We start from the raw sequence: 22,207 nt of genomic DNA, 5'->3' as shown, positions 1-22,207 counted from the left end.
ATGGGCACAAAATCGTCTAATATTAGTCTGGTGGCGAGCGATCGGATTGACGTAGTGGACGGGGATTCTGTGCTCGTTGATCGCCGGGTCGACCGCACGTGGGTGACGTTGCATCGCCCAGCAGAGCGCAACGCGATTGACGCTGGAATGGTTGAGCAGTTGCACGACCTGTGCGCCGAATTGGAATCGGATCCGAAGGTGCTGGTACTGACGGGCGGCAGCGACGGAGTTTTCGCTGGCGGCGCCGACATTCGCCAACTGCTTGACCGCCGCAGCGATGATGCGCTAAAAGGTATTAACCTCAGGCTCTTTGAGCGTATCCGTTCTCTGCCCATGCCAACTGTGGCAGCAATCGACGGTTGGGCATTGGGCGGCGGAGCTGAGCTAGCGTACGCGTGTGACATTCGGGTGGCTAGCGCGCGGGCAAAGTTCGGCCAGCCCGAACCGAGGCTAGGGATTCTTGCCGGGGCGGGCGCAGCGTTTCGGTTGGTAAGGCTACTCGGAGAGAGCGTGGCCAAGCAGATTCTCCTTGCCGGCCGCACGCTCGACGCCGAGGATGCGCTGCGCCACGGACTAGTCTTGGCCGTGACCGAGCCTGAGGACCTCTTCTCAACCGCCGATGGTGTGGTCGACACGATGGTCATGAGTTCGGCGAAGGCACTGCGGCTATCCAAGATCACCGTCGATGCGCCGGCGGCAGCCCATCCGCACGTCGACTTGTTGGCGCAAGCAGTGCTGTTCGAGGATGCCGAAAAGTTTCAGCGAATGGGCGCATTCGTCAACAGCAAGCGTGCGAGGGAGACACGGCACGCGTGATCGGTGAGACACTTCATGTATCGGTTGGGACAGCGACAAGTGAGGATTGCAGGTGGCGGTAGCGCCGGACGGTGGCGGTGATTCGCCAGGAGCGACACCCGCGCTAAGTAGGCGCCGCGAGGTAGGGGAGGGCAGTGCGCGCTCGCTGCTGATGACGATCCTCGGTGAATTCGTTTTGCCCTTCGGCCAGCTTGTATGGACGGCAACCCTTGTGGATTCTCTCCGGCTGGTTGGAGTGGAGGAAGGCTCGGCCAGGCAGGCGCTAGGCCGGATAGCCTCCGAAGGTTGGTTGACTTCCGATCGGGTGGGCCGGCGAGTGCGGTGGTCGCTGACCGATGCTGGCCGTGAGCTGTTAGAGGAAGGCGCGAACCGAATCTATTCGTTCGGCTCCCGGGAATTGTCCTGGGACGGCCGGTGGCTGGTTGTCTTGATTTCCATCCCGGAATCGATGCGCGCGTTACGGCACAAAGTGCGCACCCAATTGAGCTGGGCGGGTTTTGGTTCCCCCTTGCCTGGCGTGTGGATTTCGCCGCACGCTGAAGCGGCGGCCGAGGCCAAGGCAATCCTTGAAGGGCTCGACCTATCGGATAAGGCTTTGTCGTTCGTGTCCGAGTACGGCGCGCTGGGGAATCAAAGCGACATGGTGTTGGCGGCGTGGGACCTTGCTGAGGTTGAGTGCCACTACCGAGAGTTCATTGAGGATTTCTCCGGTTTGAAGCCACGATCGGCCGACGATATTTTGGTTGCGCAGATCCGCCTGGTTCATGAATGGCGCCGTTTTCCGTTTCTCGATCCGCAATTGCCGCGAGTGCTACTCCCCCCACACTGGAGCGGCACCGCGGCAACGTCGCTCTTTGAGGCCAAGCACGCTGAGTGGCGTGAACCCGCCCGCAGGAGATGGAGCCAATTGGCCGCGGCCAACGCGGATTGACCGGCCGGCGAGCACAATAAGGGATTGTTGCTACCGACCGCGATCGCCGTGTAACCGGGCCAGGCCGGCGACAAATTCAGCACCCTGGCCGCGGATCCCTGCGTCCTGCAACAATCCGGCGCAGGCCAAAGCGCTTGGGGCGCAACGTGCCGACAGTGACGAAGGTACCGGTGGGACAGCTTGAGACTTTCGGCGAGGCTTCAGCCGAAGACGAGGCCTAACGACGCGAAACGACTAAATTGGTCGAGACGCACCGGGGCCCACGCCATAGATCGCGTGCACGTGCGCACCGAACCTGATCGGAACTCCGGCATTACACATACCGTCCCCGCAGATTGGCCACCAAGCTGTCGGAGCTAAATCGGTCTCGGCGGCTCGACCCGACCTCGCTACGCCGCCCTAACCCCTTATTAGACGTTGCCGCAGTGTATCTCGACTCCCCCGAAGCAGATCGAGCATCCCTTTATATTATACATAACTATTGTGTTGCGACATAAATATGTAGTATGTTGATCTAACTGGACGCTCTACCGATCCCAGGAGGAACCGATGACAGTTACGACCGACGTTGAGCAGAGGTCCGATGTTTCGGAGCTCGGCGACACGCCCCCGTCACCCGAGGTTTCGTTCGACACCCACCCCGATCGGTACCGGCATTGGAACCTTTGCCTCGACGGCGAGGTGGCATGGCTAGTGCTCGATGTCGCTGAGGATGGCGGGCTCGTTCCCGGTTACGAGCTCAAACTGAACTCCTACGACCTCGGCGTCGATATCGAGCTCTATGACGCTACCCAGCGACTGCGATTCGAGCACCCCGAAGTCAAGGCGGTCGTAGTGACCAGCGGCAAGGAAAAGGTCTTTTGTGCCGGCGCCAACATCCGCATGCTGGCCGCCTCGCCACACGCGTGGAAGGTGAACTTTTGCAAGTTCACCAACGAGACACGCAACGGAATGGAGGACGCCTCAGCGCATTCGGGGCAAATCTACCTCGCGGCAGTCAATGGGTCCTGCGCCGGCGGAGGCTACGAGTTGGCGTTGGCCTGCGAGCACATTCTGCTCGTCGACGACAACTCTTCGGCGGTTTCCCTGCCCGAGGTGCCACTTCTCGGTGTGCTGCCAGGCACCGGCGGGCTGACCCGAGTGGTAGACAAGCGGCGGGTGCGCAAGGACCGTGCCGACGTGTTCGCAACCCGCTCCGATGGCGTGCGGGGCAAGACCGCGGTGCACTGGGGGTTGGTGGATGAACTAGCCGCGCCGCGGCAGTTCGAGCAGACTGTGCACGCCCGTGCGGTCGAATTCGCCTCCCGCTCAAGGCGTCCATCGAATGCGAGAGGCGTCACGCTAAGGCCTCTGAGCCGGGTCGTAGGCACCGACAGCCTTGCCTACGACTACGTTACGGCCAAGTTCGACCGCGCCAACGCCACGGTGACGATCACCGTGAGCGGACCTCGTGCTGCCGCGCCAGCTGATATGAGCTCGGCCGTCGAACTCGGCAGCGACTTCTGGCCGCTTGCAGTCACTCGCGAACTCGACGATCTGATCCTGCGCCTGCGCACCAACGAAACTGCCATCGGCACCTGGATCTTGCGCACAGTAGGAGAGTTCGGCGTGCTCGACGAGTATGAGCGACTACTTCTGGACGATGAACACTGGCTGGCCAACGAGATCCTGCTGTATTACAAACGGGTCCTCAAGCGTCTGGACGTCACCAGCAGGAGCCTCATCGCCGAGATCCTGCCCGGCAGCTGCTTTTCCGGAATGCTGACCGAACTCGCACTGGCCTGTGATCGGCAGTACATCCTCGACGGACCTCGCCTAGAGGACCAGGACAGCGAGGAGCGGGCAAGCCTACGGATAACTGTGTCTAACTTCGGTGTCTTCCCTATGGGCAACGGCCTTTCGCGACTTGAGTCGAGGTTTTACGGCCATGATGATCACTTGAACCTGCTGCGGGACAAACAGATCGGCAATTCGCTCACACCCGCGCAGGCCAACGAGTTGGGCTTGGTGACCGACGCTCCGGACGACATTGACTGGGAAGACGAAATCCGACTTGTTATCGAGGGCCGCGCCGCGCTCTCGCCGGACGCGTGCACCGGCATGGAGGCCAATCATCGATTCGTCGGACCTGAAACGCTGGAAACCAAGATCTTTGGCCGACTCTCGGCCTGGCAGAACTGGATCTTCGTCCGCCCCAACGCCTCCGGCCCGGAAGGCGCGCTGCGACGCTACGGTACGGGCAAATCGGCAACCTTCGACAGGAAGCGGGTCTGAAACCATGATGACATCAATCAACTACGAAGACAAAATTCCCAACAACGTCGATTTGTCGTCGGATCGTCGACTGCAGCGCGCGTTGGAGGGCTGGCAGCCGAAGTTTCTGAACTGGTGGGGCGAGATGGGTCCCACTCTGGAAACGCATGGCGTGTACTTGCGCACCGCGGTAGCCGTAGGTCGCGAAGGCTGGGCGCACTTCGGCCACGTCAACGTGCCCGACTACCGCTGGGGCATCTTTCTGGCCGAACCCAAGCCGGATCGCCGTGTTGCCTTCGGTGAGAACAAGGGACAACCCGTTTGGCAGCAGATTCCCGGGGAGCACAGGGCCGACCTACAGCGACTTATCGTTGTGCAGGGCGACACAGAACCCGCTTCGGTCGAGCAGCAGCGGTTGCTCGGTCTGACGGCACCGTCGCTGTATGACCTGCGAAATCTGTTTCAGGTCAACGTAGAAGAGGGCCGCCACCTGTGGGCGATGGTGTATCTGCTCCACGCCTACTTCGGCAAGGAGGGTCGCGAGGAGGCAGAGGCGTTGCTGTATCGCAATTCCGGCAGTCCGGACTCGCCACGCATCCTCGGGGCATTCAATGAGAAAACCGCCGACTGGCTAGCGTTCTACATGTTCACATACTTCACCGACCGCGATGGCAAGTATCAGCTGGGCACGCTAAAGGAAAGTGCGTTCGATCCACTGTCGCGGACCTGCGAGTTCATGCTCAAAGAAGAAGCCCACCACATGTTTGTCGGCACCACCGGAGTCGACCGTGTAGTCACCCGAAGCGCCGAGCTAGTTCGCGAACACGACACCATGGATATCGCGCGGCACGGTGGTGTTCCGCTGGGGATCATCCAGAAATACATAAATTTCCACTACAGCGTGTCGTTGGATTTGTTCGGTAGCGAGACTTCGACCAATGCGGCGAACTACTTCACGGCCGGCTTGAAGGGACGTTGGCAGGAAGAGCGCCGAAGCGACGACCACCTGCTGGTCGACGACAGCGCATTCCTCGACATCCCGAACGGCGACGGCACGTGGGGCAAAGAGGAGCTGTCAGCGTTGCTGGCGCTGAACCTCGACCTGCGTGGGGAGTACATCAGCGACTGCCAAAGCGGAATCAAACGATGGAACAAAATCCTCTCCGACTACGGCATCGACTTCCAATTGGCCCTTCCGCATGTCGGATTCAACCGGGCTGTCGGCGTGTACGCAGATCACCACATCAGCCCGACAGGCACGATCCTGGACGAGGCTGCCTGGAAGCAGGCACAAAACAAATGGCTACCCACCGACGAAGACCTAACCTTCGTGCGGTCGCTGATGCAACCCGTCTACGAGCCGGGCAAGATCGCCGGCTGGGTCGCTCCGCCCGTGCAAGGAATCAACGGCCAACCGTTCGAATACGACTACGTCCACCTGGCCTGAACAAGCGTCGCGGTGCACCGGTTTTAGACGTCTACGCGCACCGACGCACCGCCAATCAAAGGATGGCCCCAACGGAGCAGGAGAGTAGCAATGCCCGCCGCAGAAACACCGTCCGCGGCCAACGTCGACATTCTTATCATCGGCGCTGGTCCCGCTGGGCTGTTCGCCACGTACTACGCCGGCTTTCGCGGCATGTCGGTGGCTGTGATGGACTCGCTGCCCGAGCCAGGCGGCCAGGTCAGTGCGATGTATCCGGAAAAGCACATCCTCGACATCGCCGGCTTTACCGCCATTCGCGGACGCGAACTCGTCGAGCGACTCATCGAGCAGGCAGCACCGTACGATCCGGTGTATTTGCTCAGTCAATCAGCACACCACCTTCAGCGCCACGAAAACGGCGAATCGTCAGCCACATTCACAGTGACCAGTTCGACGGGCCTGATCGTGCACGCCCGTTCGATCGTCGTCACCGGCGGCATCGGCAAGTTCACGCCGCGTCCGCTGCCCGCCGCCCAGACCTACACCGGCGAGGGCCTGGCCTACTTTGTACGCTGCCTTGACGACTACGCTGACACCGACGTGGTCATCGCTGGCGGCGGCGACAGCGCCTTCGACTGGGCCCATGCGCTCACGCCGATCGCCCGCTCAGTCACGTTGGTGCATCGGCGCGACACCTTCCGCGCCCACCCAGCGACGGTCGCCGCCATCACCGCAGCCAAGGTCGAGATACTCACCAACGCGCAGATCCGGAAGATCCACGGCGACCGCTTGATTCACGGCGTTGAGATCGCCATCAATGACGGCACCGTCCATGAACTCCGCTGCCAACGCATCATCGCTGCCCTGGGCTTCACGGCCAACCTGGGTCCGTTGCTGGAGTGGGGGATCGAAATCCACAATCGACGCCACATCGCCGTCGACTCCACGATGCAGACCACCCTTGCGGGCATCTTCGCCGCCGGGGACATCAACGACTACCCCGGCAAGGTGCGGCTGATCGCCGTCGGCTTCGGCGAGGCCGCCACAGCGGTCAACAATGCGGCGCATTACATCGACCCCCAACTGCCATTATTCCCAGGACATTCCACCGACACGGCCCCCGCGGCAATACCCGCCTGAGGCCAGAAAGGAAGCTTCCTATGCCATACGTAATCGGCCAGTCGTGCATCGACGTGATGGACCGCTCCTGCATCGAGGAATGTCCCGTCGACTGCATCTACGAAGGTGGCCGCAAACTTTATATCAATCCACTGGAGTGCATCGATTGCGGAAACTGCGAGCCCGTGTGCCCCGTGCAAGCCATCACCCAGGATCGGCGGGTACCTGAGGACCAGCAGGAGTTCGTCGGCGACGCCTTGAGGTTCTTCACCGAGCCGCTGCCAGATCGAGACGAAACCCTAGGCGCGCCAGGTGGATCGGCAACCACTGGCCCAATCGGCGTCGACACCGAATTCGTACAGGCCTATGCCAAACCCGCCTGAACCTCCAATCCTTCCCGCGTCGCGCTCCAATTGCGGCGATCCGCAGCGGCTACTCGAGGGCATCGTGGACGTTGCACCCAATTTGGTTTTCGCGCCAGGGGGCCTGGGTTGGTGGTGCGAAACCGCGGCAGTCCTAGCTCTGAGAACCCCAAATGTCTGTCTGGATCTGTCGGGCTCGCGCGACGCAAGTTGCCCCGACTATTACGCCAACTTTCATCTGGCCCGCTTGGTGGGCAGTTGGATCTCCGGCACCGATTGGCATGGGGCTGGGGCACTGCACACGACACCGACGCGGGTGAGCAGATCGGGCTGCCCGACACGGAGCTGCGAGGTGTCAACAGCAATGCCGCGAAGGTTTATGACGGGCTGGATATCTAGCCCGGTGGTAGTGCGAGGAGGGTCAAATCACTGTGGTTCAGACAGTCGGCGTCGTCGGCGCCGGGACGATGGGCGTCGGCATCGCTTACGTGTTCGCTGCCGCAGGTAGCGAAGTCGCTATCGTAGAGCCCAATCTCGAGCGGGCGCGAGCAGCCCGCACGGTGCTGGCCGACCAGGCGGCCGGGGCACGCGCGCGCGGAAAACTCGACCCTGCTATGCATGAGGCGTTGGAAGGCCGGCTGCGCTTCGTCGCCGCGATCTCCGACTTGCCTGACTCGCTGGACCTCGCGATCGAGGCGGTGCCCGAGCGCGCCGGACTTAAACGGGTAGTCCTCGCCGAGGTCGAACATCGCCGACCCGCCCTGTTAGCAACCAACACCAGCGGTATCGCCATCGGTGAGCTGGCCGGCGCCCTTTGTCATCCGGAAGTCTTTCTCGGACTGCACTTCTTCAATCCGGTCTGGTCGATGCCACTCGTCGAGATCGTGCGTGGTCGCCACACCAATGACGCCACGCTGGCCGCCGCGCAGGAGGTGGTGACACAGATCGGCAAAAGCCGCATCGTCGTCGACGATGCGCCCGGCTTCGCCACCAGCCGCTTGGGCGTCGTGATCGCGCTCGAGGCGATGCGCATGCTCCAAGCTGGCATCGCCAGCGCTGAGGACATCGACCGCGCAATGGAATTGGGCTACCGACATCCGATGGGGCCACTGAAGCTCACCGACCTGGTTGGCCTCGATGTGCGTCTGGACATCGCCACCAACCTCGCGAGGGCCTATGGACCCCGGTTCGATCCGCCCCAGATTCTGCTCGAAAAAGTGGCCGCCGGTGAGCTTGGTCGCAAAACTGGCCGTGGCTTTTACACCTGGTAGGCGTGCACAAACATGGCTAACAATTCACACCGCAACGGAGAATCCTACCCAGGCAGCACTCGAGGCTATTGCCCACCAACCCCGCATGGTCGTTTGCGTTCCAACGCGAGCAGCGTTGTATCGGCCCAACATTCCGGAAATCCCTACAAGGCAAGGACTCCTATGAGCGAACTCCTGCAAAGCTTCCTCCTCGGTCGCTGGTACACGCCCGCTGACCAGGGACGTCCGCTCCACGACGCCTCAACCGGAGCTGAAATAGCCCGCATCGCCACGAAGGCCCTGAACGTCGAGGGCGTGCTCGACTACGCGCGACACGTCGGCGCACCCTCGCTGGGCAAGCTCGACTTCGCCACGCGCGCAGCCATTCTCAAAGATTTGGCCAAGCATCTCAACGCCTGCAGTGAGGAGTTCTACGCGCTTTCCACTAAAACTGGTGCCACGAAACGTGATTCGGCTGTCGACATCGACGGCGGAATCGGAGTGCTCTTCATATACGCCAAGAAGGGCAACCAGGAGCTGCCGCCAGTCGGTCCGCTGCTCGACGGTGACGTTGAATGGATTGGCAAATCCGGGACCTTTGGGGTGCAACACATTTACACCGCCCTGACCGGAGCCGCCGTGCAGATCAACGCCTTCAACTTTCCGGTGTGGGGCATGTTAGAGAAGTTCGCGCCCGCATTTCTGGCGGGGGTACCGAGCATAGTCAAGCCGGCTTCCCAGACAGCATACTTGACCGAGCTTGTGGTGCGGCGGATCGCTGAATCAGGCCTGCTTCCCGATGGGGCGCTGCAACTTCTGTGCGCGCCGCCCGGTGATCTGATCGGCGGGCTTTCCGGCCAGGATTTACTCTCGGTGACGGGTGCGGCCGCCACGGCTGCCACGTTACGCGCACATCCGGCCGTGGTAACCAACGCCGTGCGTTTCAACGCCGAAGCCGACTCGTTGAACTGCTCTATCCTGGGCCACGACGCGGTACCCCACACTCCTGAGTTTAACCTTTACATCGAGCAACTCGTCACAGAAATGACAGTCAAAGCTGGGCAGAAATGTACCGCCATCCGGCGTGCTCTGGTGCCGCAGCGACTGCTAGATCCCGTTACTGAGGCGCTGCGCGAACGCCTCGCAGCGGTCCGCGTGGGCAACCCCGCCCGCAACGATGTCGACATGGGCCCGTTGGCAAGTCAGGTGCAGCGTGACGACGTTCGCCGTGCAGTGAGCACGCTGGCAGGTGAATGCGAAGTCGTCTACGGCGATCTCGACAATGTCGACTTGATCGACGCCGACGCCGACCGTGGCGCATTTCTGCCACCGCTGTTGCTGCGTTGCACCGACCCCGATGCAGGCACCCCCCACGAAGTCGAAGCCTTTGGTCCGGTCACCACCCTCATCCCGTATGGCGCTACTGTGCATGCGATCGAACTGGCGGGTCGCGGTGCAGGCAGCCTGGCCGGGTCACTGGTCAGCCACGACATGAACTTCGTCCGCGACATTGTGCTGGGCGTGGCGCCATGGCACGGCCGACTGCTGGTGCTGAACCGCGACGATGCCGCCGAATCCACCGGCCACGGGTCGCCGCTGCCGCATACCGTGCACGGCGGACCAGGGCGCGCCGGTGGTGGCGAGGAGCTTGGCGGCATCCGCGCGGTGTTGCATCACATGCAGCGCACCGCAATACAAGGCCCGCTGGCACTGCTAAACAGTCTCGCGCAGGAGACGCCGTGAACAGCGACGCGTTTTCTCTGGTGATCTGGACGGTTGGACGCGAACCGAAGGAAGTTCCGATCCGGAGAGGTACCCCGCAAGGCCACCGAGTGGGGCCGGAAACGCAACGCAGACAACGGCCCTCAGTGCAATTCGGCGATGGGCTGGCGGTCCCGCCGGTCGGTGTTGGCACGATGCGCTGGTGTCCGGTTCTACGGCGACGTATCTGGGTGGGCCAGGCAATCGTTGGCTTCTCGCAATACGTCCGCATGGCGGCGCGCACCACAGCGCTGCCGCTGGCCGGAACCGAGACATTGTTCTACAAAAATTTGGCGGCTTGCAATTAGGTGTAACAAGTTACCTCAGGTTGGGCAAGGACAGGAACAACTAATGACAGCAGTCGGTCATCAAGGATTCCCCGGCGGCGCATGTCCGCACTAGTAGCGCGGGGGCAGCGGCAAGGTGACCCCCATCCCGAATCGACGACGATCGGTTCGGCGGACGATCTAGGAGAAGCTTCCTGATGGACTCCACGTTGCCCGCGCCGTCACTGCACGTGGGTTTCAACGCCGCCGAGCACCTGGTGGATCGCCACCTGCGTGAAGGCCGCGGTTCCCGCACAGCCGTCATCACGTCGGAGCGCACGCTCACCTACGCGGATCTCGCCGAGGCTGTTCATCGGGTCGCGGCCGGTTTACAGCGGCTAGGTGTGCGACCCGAAGAGCGGGTCATGCTGTGCATGGCAGACGACGTCGAACTACTCACGGCCATCCTGGGAATCATGTATCTGGGCGCTGTCCCGGCGCCGGTGTCAACGATGCTGACCGGCACTGAGCTTGGCAAGCTGCTCGCCGATTCGCGGGCAAAGGTACTCTGTGCCTCTTGGGAATTCGCCCCAGCGGTGTCCGCGGCGGTCGCGCTCGCGCCTGAGATCACCGATGTGGTGTTCGACGTGGTGACAGGCGATATCCCGGTCGGCGTTCAGGTACACCCCTGGGACGTACTCGCCAGCGTGGAGCCGACTTTGGCGCCATACAACACGTGGGACGACTCACCCGCGTTATGGCTATATACCTCAGGCACGACGGGAACGCCGAAGGCTGCGATGCATCGTCACCGTAGTATCCGGTTGGTTGCCGAGAATTACGGAGTCGGGATCCTCGGGATTCGACCCCAGGACCGGTGCCTGTCGGTAGCGAAACTGTTCTTCGCGTACGGAATCGGCAATACCTGCTTCTTTCCTCTATCAGCAGGGGCAACGACGATTCTTGAGCGCCAGCGCCCAACACCGGCCGCCTTCGCCGAGAGGATCCGCACCACGCGACCAACATTGTTCTTTGCTGTGCCGACCTTCTACTCCTCGATGCTAGCGTTCGACCCAGACCCCGACACATTCTCGAGTGTGCGCCTGGGTATTTCGGCAGGCGAACCCCTGCCGGCGACCCTCTACCGGAGGATACGTCAGCGATTTGGCGTCGAAATCTTAGACGGCATCGGATCGACTGAGGCGTTACACATCTTTTTGTCGAACAGGCCGGGCAACGTGGTCCCCGGCTCATCGGGTGTACCCGTACCCGGTTATGAAGTCCAGCTGCGCAATGACGACGGTGTCGTGATTGATTCACCCGAGCAGCCGGGCACCCTATATCTTCGGGGATCTTCCATCGCTTCCGGATACTGGTGTCGCGCTGAGACGACGCGTCAAGTGTTCCAGGGGGATTGGCTTGAAACCGGCGACGCCTATGTTCAAAGTCGTGACGGTTCCTACCGCTGTTTGGGCCGTCGTGGTGACATGCTCAAGGCCGGCGGTATCTGGGTATCGCCTGCCGAGGTTGAGGAACGGCTACTGAAGCATCCCAGCGTTGCCGAAGCGGCGGTGGTTGCTGCGCCAGACGCCGCTGGGCTGGAAAAGCCGGTTGCATGCGTAGTCGCCCGGGATGGCCGGTCAGTGGACGCCGAAGAGCTTATCGATTGGTGCCGCCAAGAACTCGCGGCCTTCAAACGTCCACGGGCGGTGGTAGTAGTGCACCAATTCCCGAAGACGCCAACCGGCAAGGTTCGCCGTAACCTACTGCGCGAACAGGTAGCCAATGTCCTAACAGACGGCGCAGTATCGGCCTAGCGACCGATAGAAGCGTTCTCTAGCACTGTCGTTATCGGTTGAACATCTCGTGGGCGCCGGGAGCGCCCGAGCTCGGGCGGAGCCACCTCTGGGAGGTGCGTTGTTCCCCAGGGCTTTTGGTAAGTGGGCTCCGAAATCCGCTTGCCTGAGGCTCACAACGAGCCCAACTCGCTGGGGCCTTCACGCCACCGTCCCGCGTACTTTGTTGAGCGTGATCGTTTGATAGTTGGCGTATTCGGCGAGCCCATATAGGGAATTCTCCGCGCCGATCCCAGACTGCTTGTGGCCTCCAAAGACCTGATACGGGGAGTACTGGTGAACTTCGTTGAGCCACACTGTTCCCGACTCGAGTTGCCGCGCGATCCGCTGGATGGCATCCAGGTCCTGACCCCACACGCTGGCACCAAGTCCCCACGGCGTGTCGTTGGCGCGGCATATCACGTCGGTCTCGTCCGACCACCTCAGCAGCGGCACGATCGGCCCAAACGGTTCCTCGGCAACCAGTCGCGAATCTTCTGGAGGGTTGTCGACTAGCGTGACCGGGACAAACCATCCCGCAGCGGCGGTGTCGATGTGGCCGCCGAGAGCAAAGGCGTAGCCATGGGCTCGGCAATCTTCGAAGTACTCGGCGACCTTCCGGTATTGCAGCTCGTTCTGTATCGGGCCGAGTTGGGTTTCGGCTCGTGAGCCGTCGCCGACAACCACGGTCTGTGCGTATGCGACCAGTGCATCACGCACCTCGTCATAAACGCTGTCGTGGATGTAGATCCGCTTGGCGGCATTGCAGAACTGAGCATTGTTCTGGAAGGCGGCCCAAAACAGTTGCGGCGCCAATTTTTCGGGGTTCACGTCGCCAAGGACAATTGCAGGGTCGTTGCCCCCCAACTCTAGGGTGATTCGCTTGAGTGTTCCCGCCGCCGAACGCATGACTTGCTTGCCCGTCTCGGTGCTGCCGGTAAACGCGACCTTGGCGATTTCCTCGTGAGCCGTCATCCACTTACCCAGCTCATCGCCTCCGGACACCGCGCTGAGCACGCCGGGCGGCAGCAGATCCTGAACGATCTCGACCAGCTTCAAGTCGCACAACGGGGTAAACGGTGACGGTTTGACGATAACCGTGTTGCCCGCGACCAGGGCTGGCGCGATTTTCCACACGGCCAACAAAATAGGAAAGTTCCACGGCACAATCGCCGCGACGACCCCCAGCGGCGTGTGCCTGGTGATCACTCGTCGCCGGCTGGAGTCCTCGATAACTTCTTCGGGGAGGGACTGCTTGGCGATTTCACGGAACCACGCGATGGACCCGTAGACCTCCCACTCGGCCATCGGGCGTGGCTTTCCCTGTTCGAAGGTAAGCAGTTCCATGAATTCGTTCGCATATTCGGCGAGCCGGTCGCCGATCGTTGATACAGCCGCCTGTCTATGTGCCAGATCGGTGCCGGCCCACGAAGGAAACGCTCTCTTTGCACCGGCAACGGCATCATCCAACTGCTCTCGTGTCGCCGACGGAACCGTAGTCAGCACTTGGCGAGTCGCGGGGTTGAACACCGCTTCGGTGTCGGGCGAAACCGCAGGGCGCCCGTCGATGGTCATCACAAAATCCGCCGTCAAGTCAACTCGGATCGACCGCATCTCAACGCTCATCGTCGGCTCCTGATTTCTACACCCGGACACTGACGATTCTGGATGGTGTTCGGCGGTAGTGGTGTTCGGAAAGCGGACACACCCCACCGGCAGCCATCCTGGCCAGGGGAGGCCTTGTTGGTCATCGCTGCAAACGAGGTGATCAGGGTTGCGACCAATACCGGTTGGACTGCTCGACGATCGCGGTGCGCAATGAATTACGCAAGGCGTAGATCAATCGCGGTTCGTGCGTCGATGTTCGCGGCTATCGGGATCGTGCCCGCTAGGTCGGCGACGACTTCGGGGTTGGCGCCATGCACGATATAGCGACGGCCCAAAATCAAACGATCGATGCTCAGTTCCGCCTTGTCGGGACGGACCACGAACTGTCAAGTACTTCGGCATCCGAAACCGAATTGGCACAATGACATTGGGTAGCATGGCGTCGACAAAGGCGATTTAACAGGTGGTCGGCTGCGCCGTCGGGTCTGCTAGCGGTATCGCGTGGTTAGCGGACAGCGCCGACGATGTCGCCGGACATGGCGCCCAGCTGTCCCGACCACGAGCCCCAGCCGTTGTCGCCGCCGCCGGGGAAGTCGAAGTGCCCATTGTGCCCGCCGACGCTGCGGTACTGCGCGTAAAACTCTCGCGAGCTGCCCATCGCCGCGCCCGCCTGGCCGATCATCGCGGCGTCGTCACCGCCCATGTTCGTCGGGCTGTACACCCACACCCGCGTGTTGTTCTGCGCCAGCAGCGAGGCGTGCACGTAAGGGTCGTGCCACTTCCACCGGCCCAGCTGCGGCGCCCCCCACATGCCGTTGCCGTCGATGCCGCCGAACTGCTGCAGCCCGGCCAGGATCGCGCCGTTGTAGTTGGTGCTCGACGGGTACAAGAACCCCGACAGCGAACCGGCGAAGCCGAACCGGTCGGGGTGGAAGGCGGCCAGCGCCATCGCGGCGTAGCCGCCCTGCGAGGCGCCCACCGCGGCGTGGCCGCCGGGCGCCAGGCCCTTGTTGGCGGCCAGCCAGTCGGGCAGCTCACTGGACAGGAAGGTGTCCCACTGCTTGCTGCCGTCCTGCTCCCAGTTGGTGTACATGCTCCACGCGCCACCGGCCGGGGCCACCACCGAGACGCCCTTACCGGCCAGCGTGTTCATCGCATTACCGGCGGTCACCCAGTTGCTCACGTCCGGACCCGCGTTGAACGCGTCCAGCAGATACACCGCATGCGGGCCGCCGCCCAGGAAGGCCACCGGGATCGACCGGCCCATGGCACCCGAGGGCACCATCAGCGTCTCGTACGCCGCCGCGGTGGCCTTACCGACGGCTCCCACGCCCAGCGCCACCCCGCCTAATCCGAATGCTAGCGCGGCAACGCAGAACGCCCCGAGAAACGCTGACCATCGCCGAAATTGGGTCATATCTGCTCTTCATCACTAATCGCTTTGTGCACGGTAACTTTGCTCCTGCTCTTCCTTCGGCGTGGCCCTGAGAGTACGCACGAATCGGTGTACCACCGGCTCATTGGGCCGACATCCGTCGTCGCGATTGCTGCTGTCGTCCCCATCAGCCGAGATAGATCGATTGCAATTGCTGATAGCTAGCGAGCGCTTCCGGGCCCAACTCACGTCCAAGTCCACTGGCTTTCACACCGCCGAACGGCGCAACCGGATCCGGTATGTAGGTATTAATCCCGATAGTGCCTGTCTGGATCTGTTGGGCGACCGCGAGGCCGCGGTCCTGATCGGTTGTCCATACCGTTCCGCCTAGGCCGTAGTCACAGTCATTGGCTATCCGGATTGCGTCGTTGTCGTCGGTGTAAGCGATCACCGACAGGACGGGTCCGAAAATCTCTTCTTGCGCGATGGTGTGATGGCTGTCGACGTCAGCGAACACGGTCGGCTCCACGAACCAGCCTTTGTCGAATCCGGAGGGGCGACCCCCTCCCACCGTCACGCGTGCCCCGTCGCTGCGCCCCTTGGCAATGTAACTCTCGACTCGGTGGCGCTGCTGTGCAGTGGCCATCGGCCCGATCTGAGTTGTCTCGTCGAGCGAGTTTCCGATTGTCAGCGACGCGACGAGATCGCTTAATAGGTCGACGATCTCGATATAACGGCTCTGCGGAGCTAGAATCCGAGTACCAAGAAAGCACGTCTGGCCGTTGTTGAGCAGGGTGGCACTAAACAGCTGCGGCCCGAGAGTCTCCATGTCGAGTTCGGCGTCATCGAGAACGATCGCGGCTGATTTACCGCCCAATTCCAAGGTGGCCGGTCGTAGCAGCCGTCCGCAGACCTCCCCGATCGTACGTCCAGCCGGCGTCGACCCGGTGAAGGCAACCTTATCCACGCCGGGATGCCCCACGAGATAGCTACCAACCTCACGGTGCGCAGGCACTACGTTAATCACACCTGGCGGAATGCCCGCTTGGGCCACTGCCTCCGCGAAGACATATGCATCGAGCACTGTCTCCGGAGATGGCTTGATGACAACAGTGCAACCTGCCGCCAGCGCGGGCGCGTATTTGAACGCTGCCAACGTTTGGGGGAAGTTCCACGGCACGATCGCCGCGACTACGCCCACAGGTTCGCGGCGAACAAGGATCTCCGGGCAAAACAGCCCACGTCGTAGTTCCATCGGCGCTTCCTCGCGCGCCAGATCCGCGTAATAACGCAGCAGAACGACCGGGTAGCTCGCCTCGAGTTGACGAGCCACTGACACAGGCATGCCGTTTTGTATGCTTACGCGCGAGATAAGGTCCTCAGAGCGCCCGTCCAAGATATCGGCTAAACGCTCCAGGTATGTCGCGCGCTTTGCTCCCGGCCAGTGCGCCCAACCTGCCCGATCGCGCACCGCCTCGCGGGCAGCAGTTACTGCTGCGTCGACATCTTCTTCGTGGGCTTCGGGTACAGAGCCACAGACCAATTCGTCATTGGCGCCGATGACAGTGATTCGCCGATCTGATGTCGGCGCCCGCCACTGGCCGCCAATGAACATCGAGTCGTACTCAATAACCACAACAGCCACCTTCATTGTGAGACTTGCATAAGCGGCACTGCCGGGCGAAGGAGCCGGCTGCCGATGGTCAGAAGCTGATTACGCCGCGCAGGTTACGACCGTCACGCATGTCCTGGTAGCCGGTATTGATATCATCGAGTTTGTAAGTGCGAGTAGCTAATTCGTTAAGCTTGAGGTGGCCGCTGCGGTAAAGGCTGAGCAACTTGGGTATGTGAAGGCGTGGGTTGGCGCTCCCGAAAAGTGAACCCACAAGCCGCTTTTCGGCTAATACCAGATCCAATGCGTTGAGGGACACGACCTCCTCGGTGGCGCGATGCAGATTGGTGACGACGACGGTACCCCGTTTGGCGGTCATCGCGAGACTGTGCCCGATTTGCTGGCCCTCGCCCACCCCGGTCGCATTCACCACCGCGTTGGCCCCGAGCCCATGGGTGAGGTCTTGGACCAGTATTGCCGCTTCGTCGCTCGAGCTCACTGCGTGTGTCGCACCGAATTCGAGTGCCTTATCACGCTTAAACGCGACAGGATCGACAGCGATCACGTGCTGGGCTCCGGCGAATACAGCCCCTTGGACCGCATTGATGCCAATCCCACCCACACCGATAACGACTGCAGTGTCGCCGGCCCGTACGCCACCGGCAAATACCGCCGACCCCCAACCGGTCACCACGCCGCAGCCGAGCAGACATGCCACATCGAGGGCAATGTCGTCATCGATCTTGATGCAGTTGGCTTCGCTGACCACGGTGTGCTGAGCGAATGTTCCCAATAAACACATCAACCCCAGGTCGGTTCCTCGCGCGTGGTGGCGACTGGAGTGATCGCTGATCTGCGTTCCAGTACCCAGAAATTGGCCGAGCTCGCAGAGATTTTGCATCCCCGCCGAACAAGCTGAACACCTACCACAGGCGGGGATGAAACCGAAGATCACACGGTCGCCGGCCTTCAGGTTGCCCACACCGGTTCCGGTCTGGACGACTGTCCCAGCCCCTTCATGACCGCCGATCATCGGCAACGGCCAGGGTAGGTCGGCCGTGCGTACATGTTCGTCGGAGTGGCATAACCCGCTGCCGCCCAACTCGACGAGCACCTCGCCATGCCGCGGGGAATCCAGGTCGATCTCCTCGACGCTCCATGGACCCCCGCGCTCCCATAAGATGGCAGCTTGCGTCTTCATGTCGTTTCCTCCACAGTAATGCCGGACCTCCACGGTCGCCATAACGGCGGGGCGTCATACAGTCTCAGCTCGGTTCCATCCCTCGACATCGCGGCGGGCCTGCGTCATATTGGCGGGAAGTTTTGGGCTACAACAACATTCATGCAGCAATTTGGCGCCGATGGCAAGCGGGGCCAAGAAGGAAAGGCGACCCTCTTGTTGACCGCGGACCCCGCAGCGGCAGGTCGCAGATTCACCTCCCACCGAAATGCCCTAGTTGACGCGCGATCAGGCGTGCAGCAAATCTGAAAATACCGGCCTTGCACTAGGCGCAGGTGTCTAACTTCTGGACACACCCCTTGGCCGACCGCCCTGGTCGCGCAGTCGACCCGTACCCGACGCCGACATGGTCCGCCTGACGACCGGGGAATCATCGAAGTGGGCGGCAACCAAATTGACACCACTCCTCTGGGCACGTGCGGCGGCTACTACGTGCTGGCGGTCCTGAGCGCCGCTGTCGGGACTGGCACTACGGCGACGCCAAGCCCCGCGGCAATCGATATGACCCTGCGAGTGCAATGTGCAGTCTGCGACTGACTTCCGCCATAACGCCAGGTCAATCGCGATCGGGCAGCGGTGCGCCGCAACACCTCGGGACAACCTGCGATCGTTCGTTGATTGTCCGCCTACAACGTCGATCGTGAACCGCCTGTCAACTCACATAACGAGTGTCCAGAAGTTGAACAAACGCGTCGACTCTAGCCATGCGACGCTCAAGTTGCGGTTGTACGGCGTGGAATCAGTGAAGGGCGGGACGAGATGAAGAACCAGGCTATCGCCACGCGGGGAGCGAACTCCGTGCGGTTGACACCGTCGTGGTTGTCTCAGGCGACTACCTCAACCAGCTGAAGTGTTGGCCGCGCTCACACATCGCATTGCTGTGCAGAGCATTCTGTCAATACTTCACGCGGCGCACGCTATCAGCAATGACAACGATCTGGATCCCTGGGTGCGCAACATAAATAGATCACAAGCGGTCAAAATCCTTGGCTTGTGCCGGGGCTGTGCCGAAATACGGATGGAGCGATCTCCTGAAGACAGAATGCGTGATGCACGCCGAACCTACCAACTCGTGACGACCGCTACCGTCGAATACGGCTCCTCACCCGGCTGCATACCATCCGACCCGCCGGCCCCACGAGAAGACGCGTAATCCGATGTCCATCAACCAAGTCAGCGAATCGGCAGGCTGGCGACGGGGCATCACTGTCACCGAAGCCTTGACCCCGCTGCGCAATATCGGCGGGTTCTTCGCCTTCAGTCTCGATGTCTTCGTCGCAATGCTCAGACCGCCGTTCGCCTGGCGCGAATTCCTCGAGCAGACGTGGTTTGTGGCGCGGGTGTCGTTGGTCCCAGCACTGATGCTGTCGATTCCCTACGTCGTCATCACGGTATTCGCCTTCAATGTATTGCTGATAGAGGTTGGCGCTGCCGATTATTGCGGCAGTGGTGCGGCCACTGCCGCAGTCAATCAGATTGGGCCCTTAGTAACGGTTTTGGTAATCGCGGGCGCCGGCGCCGCGGCGATGTGCGCTGATCTGGGAGCACGCACAATCCGCGAAGAACTCGATGCCCTGAGTGTCATGGGCATTGACCCGATCAGGGCGTTACTGGTTCCCCGGGTGCTAGCCGCGACCGTAGTGTCGTTGCTGCTGTCCTCGCTGGTGACGCTGACCGGGCTCACAGGAGGGTTCCTCTTTTCAGTGTTCTTCCAGCACGTTACGCCCGGCGCCTTTGTCGCTGGCATGACCTGGATCACGGGAATAAGCGATGTATTGGTCTCCATGATCAAGGCCACGCTGTTCGGACTAACAGCAGGCCTAGTTGCCTGTTACCAGGGCACGACGGTTCACAACGGGCCTGCGGGGGTGGGCAACGCGGTCAATGAAACCGTGGTGTTTTCGTTTGTGCTGTTGTTCATTATCAACCTTGTGGCTACTGCCATCGGATACGAGGTCGTCAAATGAGCGTTGAAGTCATTGGCGCGCAGCTGTTTCCGAGCGCAAAGCGCGGATTGAGCAGGGCGAGGTCTCGTTGGTGTCAACTTGGCGAGCAGACGAGGTTCTACGGGAAAACCATCGTGTCGCTCGCCGACGTCGTCGTGAAGTACAGAGCTGAACTGCTGCGGCAGGTTGCGGCGATGAGCCTGGGAACGGGCGCACTTGCCGTGATCGGGGGTACGGTTGCAGTCGTTGCCTTTCTCACGATGTCAACTGGCGGACTGGTTGCCGCACAAGGCTACAACCAGTTCTCGCAGATCGGATTCGAAGCCCTGGTCGGCTTTGCATCGGCCTTTCTGAACAGTCGGGTGATTACGCCCGTCACTGCAGCGATCGGGCTGGCTGCAACGATCGGCGCCGGTGCCACCGCGCAACTTGGCGCCATGCGCATCAACGAAGAGATCGACGCTATCGAAGTCATGGGTGTCCGCCCGATCGCCTACCTGGCATCGACGCGGTTGGCGGCCGGGGTAATCGTCGTTGTCCCGTTGTACAGTGTGGCGCTCATAATGTCCTACAGCGCAGCAAGATTGGGCACCACAGCCATATATGGCCAGTCCGCCGGTGTCTACAACCACTATTTCAACACGTTCTTGGTGCCCGGTGATGTAATTCGTTCATTCGCCGTCACGATCGTGGCAGCGGCAATAATCATGTTGGTACACACCTATTATGGCTTCACCGCCAGCGGCGGACCGGCCGGCGTCGGCGAGGCCGTCGGACGTGCTACCCGTACGTCTCTGGTTGCCTCGGCGTTGTTGATTCTGTTCGCTTCTCTGGCGATATATGGCCAGACCGGTCTTTTCCACTTCTCGGGGTGACGCGGTGGCGAAGCGCAGGGACAGACCCCGGGTTCCCTCGGAGGCGTTGGCAGCCTTGCTGGTGGTCGCGGTGATGGTCGCCGTGGGGGTGTGCCTCGCGGCATTCAACCAATCCTTCACGCCATCGGTACCGGTGACTCTGACTTCGGACCGCTCCGGGCTTGTCATGGAACCGTACGCCAAGGTGAAGATGCGCGGCGTCGAGGTGGGAAGGGTAGCCACCGTCACGGGTGGCTTGAATCAAGTAAGTCTTCGATTGGATATCGATCCCGACCAAATCAAATACATTCCAGCCAACGTCGAGGCACGCATCGACTCCACGTCGCTGTTCGGCGCGAAGTTCGTTGACCTCGTCTACCCCAAACAGGCTAGTGTGCAACGGCTGTCGGCCGGGGCGGTACTAAAGGCCCAAAACGTTGCCGTCGAGGTGAACACGGCATTCGAGAACCTCGTCAATCTCATCAAGCAGATCGACCCGGCCAAACTGAACGCAGTACTTTCCGCGCTGGCTGAAGGTGTACGAGGCCAGGGCGAGCGCATCGGAGAAGCCACGACCGATGCCAACGAGGTTCTCTTGGCGTTAAATCCACGCACCGACATCATCCGCGACGACTGGCGCGCTGTTAGGGCTGTCAGCGACACCTACAGCGCAGCCGCTCAGGACATTCTCAAGACATTGTCTGCGGTCAGCACCACCAGCGTGACCATCACCAACCAGGCCAGCCAACTCGACGCGTTACTGCTTGGAGTCGCGGGCTTTTCCGAAAGCGGCATCAACGTATTGGGCCCAAGCAAAGACAACTTCATCAAGGGGTTCAACTCCCTGCGGCCAACGGCCGACCTCTTGATGAAGTACAACCCCGAACTGACCTGCCTACTCGTAGGCGCCCAGACCACCCTGGACAAGGGCCTGTTGGATTATACGGGAGGGTATAACGGCAAGTCGGTCATCATGGATGCAGCATTGCTCCTCGGCGACGACCCGTACCGGTACCCGCAGAATTTGCCGATCACAGCCGCCAAGGGCGGACCCGGCGGTAAGCCGGGCTGTGGCTCGTTGCCCGACGTCGCCAAGAACTGGCCGGTGCGTTATCTCGTCACCAACACCGGCTATGGCAGTGGCGTAGATATCCGCCCGAACCCTGGAATCGGATTCCCCGGTTGGGCCAACTATTTCCCGGTCACCCGAGGGATTCCCGAACCACCCAGCATCCGTCACCCAGGTGGGCCGGCGCCGGGACCCATCCCCTACCCCGGGGCGCCTCCCTACGGAGCCTCGCTCTACGGCCCGGACGGAACCCCGCTCTATCCCGGTTTGCCGCCAGCACCCCCACCCGGGAGCCCGCACGAACCCGGGCCGCCACCTCCCGGGGCGGAGCCGTTTAGCCCTCCGTTCCCGGCACAGGCCCAACCGACCTACGCGTTCGAGCCGCCGCCGCCTCCACCTCCAGCGCCGTCGGAAATCCCGACCGCACCACCCGATCAACGACCACCGCCCTGATCCAGGCAAGGCCACATGTCCACGTCGAACG

17 protein-coding genes and 1 pseudogene are annotated in these 22,207 nt (G+C 61.5%); 13 read left to right on the top strand and 5 right to left on the bottom strand.

The window, feature by feature from the left end; genetic code table 11:
* Window positions 1-30 precede the first annotated feature (30 nt).
* From MJO58_RS22470 to MJO58_RS22425, 10 genes and pseudogenes are all read left to right on the top strand, one after another.
* The gene (locus MJO58_RS22470; RefSeq protein WP_239721016.1) at window positions 31-816 is read left to right on the top strand and encodes an enoyl-CoA hydratase/isomerase family protein; all 786 of its coding nucleotides are present in this window, start codon (window positions 31-33) and stop codon (window positions 814-816) included.
* Between the two features lie 52 nt (window positions 817-868).
* Window positions 869-1,747, top strand: coding sequence for a PaaX family transcriptional regulator (locus MJO58_RS22465; protein WP_259608722.1), 879 nt, complete (start codon window positions 869-871; stop codon window positions 1,745-1,747).
* 549 nt (window positions 1,748-2,296) lie between these two features.
* Complete coding sequence (gene boxC, locus MJO58_RS22460) at window positions 2,297-4,021, top strand: 2,3-epoxybenzoyl-CoA dihydrolase (RefSeq protein WP_239721014.1); 1,725 nt, start codon at window positions 2,297-2,299, stop codon at window positions 4,019-4,021.
* Window positions 4,022-4,025: 4 nt separating this feature from the next.
* Complete coding sequence (boxB, locus tag MJO58_RS22455; protein WP_239721013.1) at window positions 4,026-5,447, top strand: benzoyl-CoA 2,3-epoxidase subunit BoxB; 1,422 nt, start codon at window positions 4,026-4,028, stop codon at window positions 5,445-5,447.
* Window positions 5,448-5,537: 90 nt separating this feature from the next.
* Window positions 5,538-6,566, top strand: coding sequence for an NAD(P)/FAD-dependent oxidoreductase (locus tag MJO58_RS22450; RefSeq protein WP_239721012.1), 1,029 nt, complete (start codon window positions 5,538-5,540; stop codon window positions 6,564-6,566).
* Window positions 6,567-6,586: 20 nt separating this feature from the next.
* Entirely contained in the window at window positions 6,587-6,928 is a 342-nt protein-coding gene (fdxA, locus tag MJO58_RS22445; RefSeq protein WP_239721011.1) for a ferredoxin, read from the top strand.
* A gap of 237 nt (window positions 6,929-7,165) precedes the next feature.
* The gene (locus MJO58_RS22440; RefSeq protein ID WP_239721010.1) at window positions 7,166-7,306 is read left to right on the top strand and encodes a hypothetical protein; all 141 of its coding nucleotides are present in this window, start codon (window positions 7,166-7,168) and stop codon (window positions 7,304-7,306) included.
* Window positions 7,307-7,332: 26 nt separating this feature from the next.
* Window positions 7,333-8,178 carry a 3-hydroxyacyl-CoA dehydrogenase family protein gene (locus MJO58_RS22435; protein WP_259608771.1) on the top strand — a complete coding sequence of 282 codons (846 nt, stop codon included), beginning with the start codon at window positions 7,333-7,335 and terminating at the stop codon, window positions 8,176-8,178.
* 162 nt (window positions 8,179-8,340) lie between these two features.
* Window positions 8,341-9,888: pseudogene (paaZ, locus tag MJO58_RS22430) on the top strand (phenylacetic acid degradation bifunctional protein PaaZ); the annotation flags it as partial.
* Between the two features lie 514 nt (window positions 9,889-10,402).
* The gene (locus tag MJO58_RS22425) at window positions 10,403-12,001 is read left to right on the top strand and encodes a benzoate-CoA ligase family protein (RefSeq protein ID WP_239721009.1); all 1,599 of its coding nucleotides are present in this window, start codon (window positions 10,403-10,405) and stop codon (window positions 11,999-12,001) included.
* A gap of 180 nt (window positions 12,002-12,181) precedes the next feature.
* On the opposite strand, the gene MJO58_RS22420 is transcribed toward MJO58_RS22425, so the two are convergent.
* The 5 genes from MJO58_RS22420 to MJO58_RS22400 form a co-directional block, all read right to left on the bottom strand.
* Window positions 12,182-13,594: an aldehyde dehydrogenase family protein gene (locus MJO58_RS22420; RefSeq protein WP_239721008.1), complete on the bottom strand. Its 1,413-nt coding sequence runs from the start codon at window positions 13,592-13,594 to the stop codon at window positions 12,182-12,184.
* A 248-nt stretch (window positions 13,595-13,842) separates the two neighbouring features.
* Complete coding sequence (locus MJO58_RS22415) at window positions 13,843-14,007, bottom strand: hypothetical protein (protein ID WP_239721007.1); 165 nt, start codon at window positions 14,005-14,007, stop codon at window positions 13,843-13,845.
* Between the two features lie 125 nt (window positions 14,008-14,132).
* Entirely contained in the window at window positions 14,133-15,044 is a 912-nt protein-coding gene (locus MJO58_RS22410) for an esterase family protein (protein WP_239721006.1), read from the bottom strand.
* Between the two features lie 145 nt (window positions 15,045-15,189).
* Entirely contained in the window at window positions 15,190-16,638 is a 1,449-nt protein-coding gene (locus MJO58_RS22405) for an aldehyde dehydrogenase (RefSeq protein WP_434086261.1), read from the bottom strand.
* A 67-nt stretch (window positions 16,639-16,705) separates the two neighbouring features.
* Window positions 16,706-17,815, bottom strand: coding sequence for an NDMA-dependent alcohol dehydrogenase (locus MJO58_RS22400; RefSeq protein ID WP_239721004.1), 1,110 nt, complete (start codon window positions 17,813-17,815; stop codon window positions 16,706-16,708).
* Window positions 17,816-19,011: 1,196 nt separating this feature from the next.
* Between MJO58_RS22400 and MJO58_RS22395 the strand changes: the two genes are divergently transcribed.
* Genes MJO58_RS22395 through MJO58_RS22385 form a run of 3 tightly spaced genes read left to right on the top strand, consistent with a single transcriptional unit; the run spans window position 19,012 to window position 22,176 of the window.
* Window positions 19,012-19,821, top strand: coding sequence for an MlaE family ABC transporter permease (locus MJO58_RS22395; RefSeq protein WP_239721003.1), 810 nt, complete (start codon window positions 19,012-19,014; stop codon window positions 19,819-19,821).
* Window positions 19,818-20,675: an ABC transporter permease gene (locus tag MJO58_RS22390; RefSeq protein WP_239721002.1), complete on the top strand. Its 858-nt coding sequence runs from the start codon at window positions 19,818-19,820 to the stop codon at window positions 20,673-20,675. Before MJO58_RS22395 ends, MJO58_RS22390 begins: the two co-directional genes overlap by 4 nt.
* A 4-nt stretch (window positions 20,676-20,679) precedes the next feature.
* Window positions 20,680-22,176: an MCE family protein gene (locus MJO58_RS22385; protein ID WP_259608721.1), complete on the top strand. Its 1,497-nt coding sequence runs from the start codon at window positions 20,680-20,682 to the stop codon at window positions 22,174-22,176.
* Window positions 22,177-22,207 lie beyond the last annotated feature (31 nt).

The organism is Mycobacterium lentiflavum (assembly GCF_022374895.2).
Lineage (GTDB): Bacteria > Actinomycetota > Actinomycetes > Mycobacteriales > Mycobacteriaceae > Mycobacterium > Mycobacterium lentiflavum.
The sequence above is the reverse complement of the archived record's forward strand: the minus strand, read 5'-3'. Positions and strand labels throughout refer to the sequence as shown.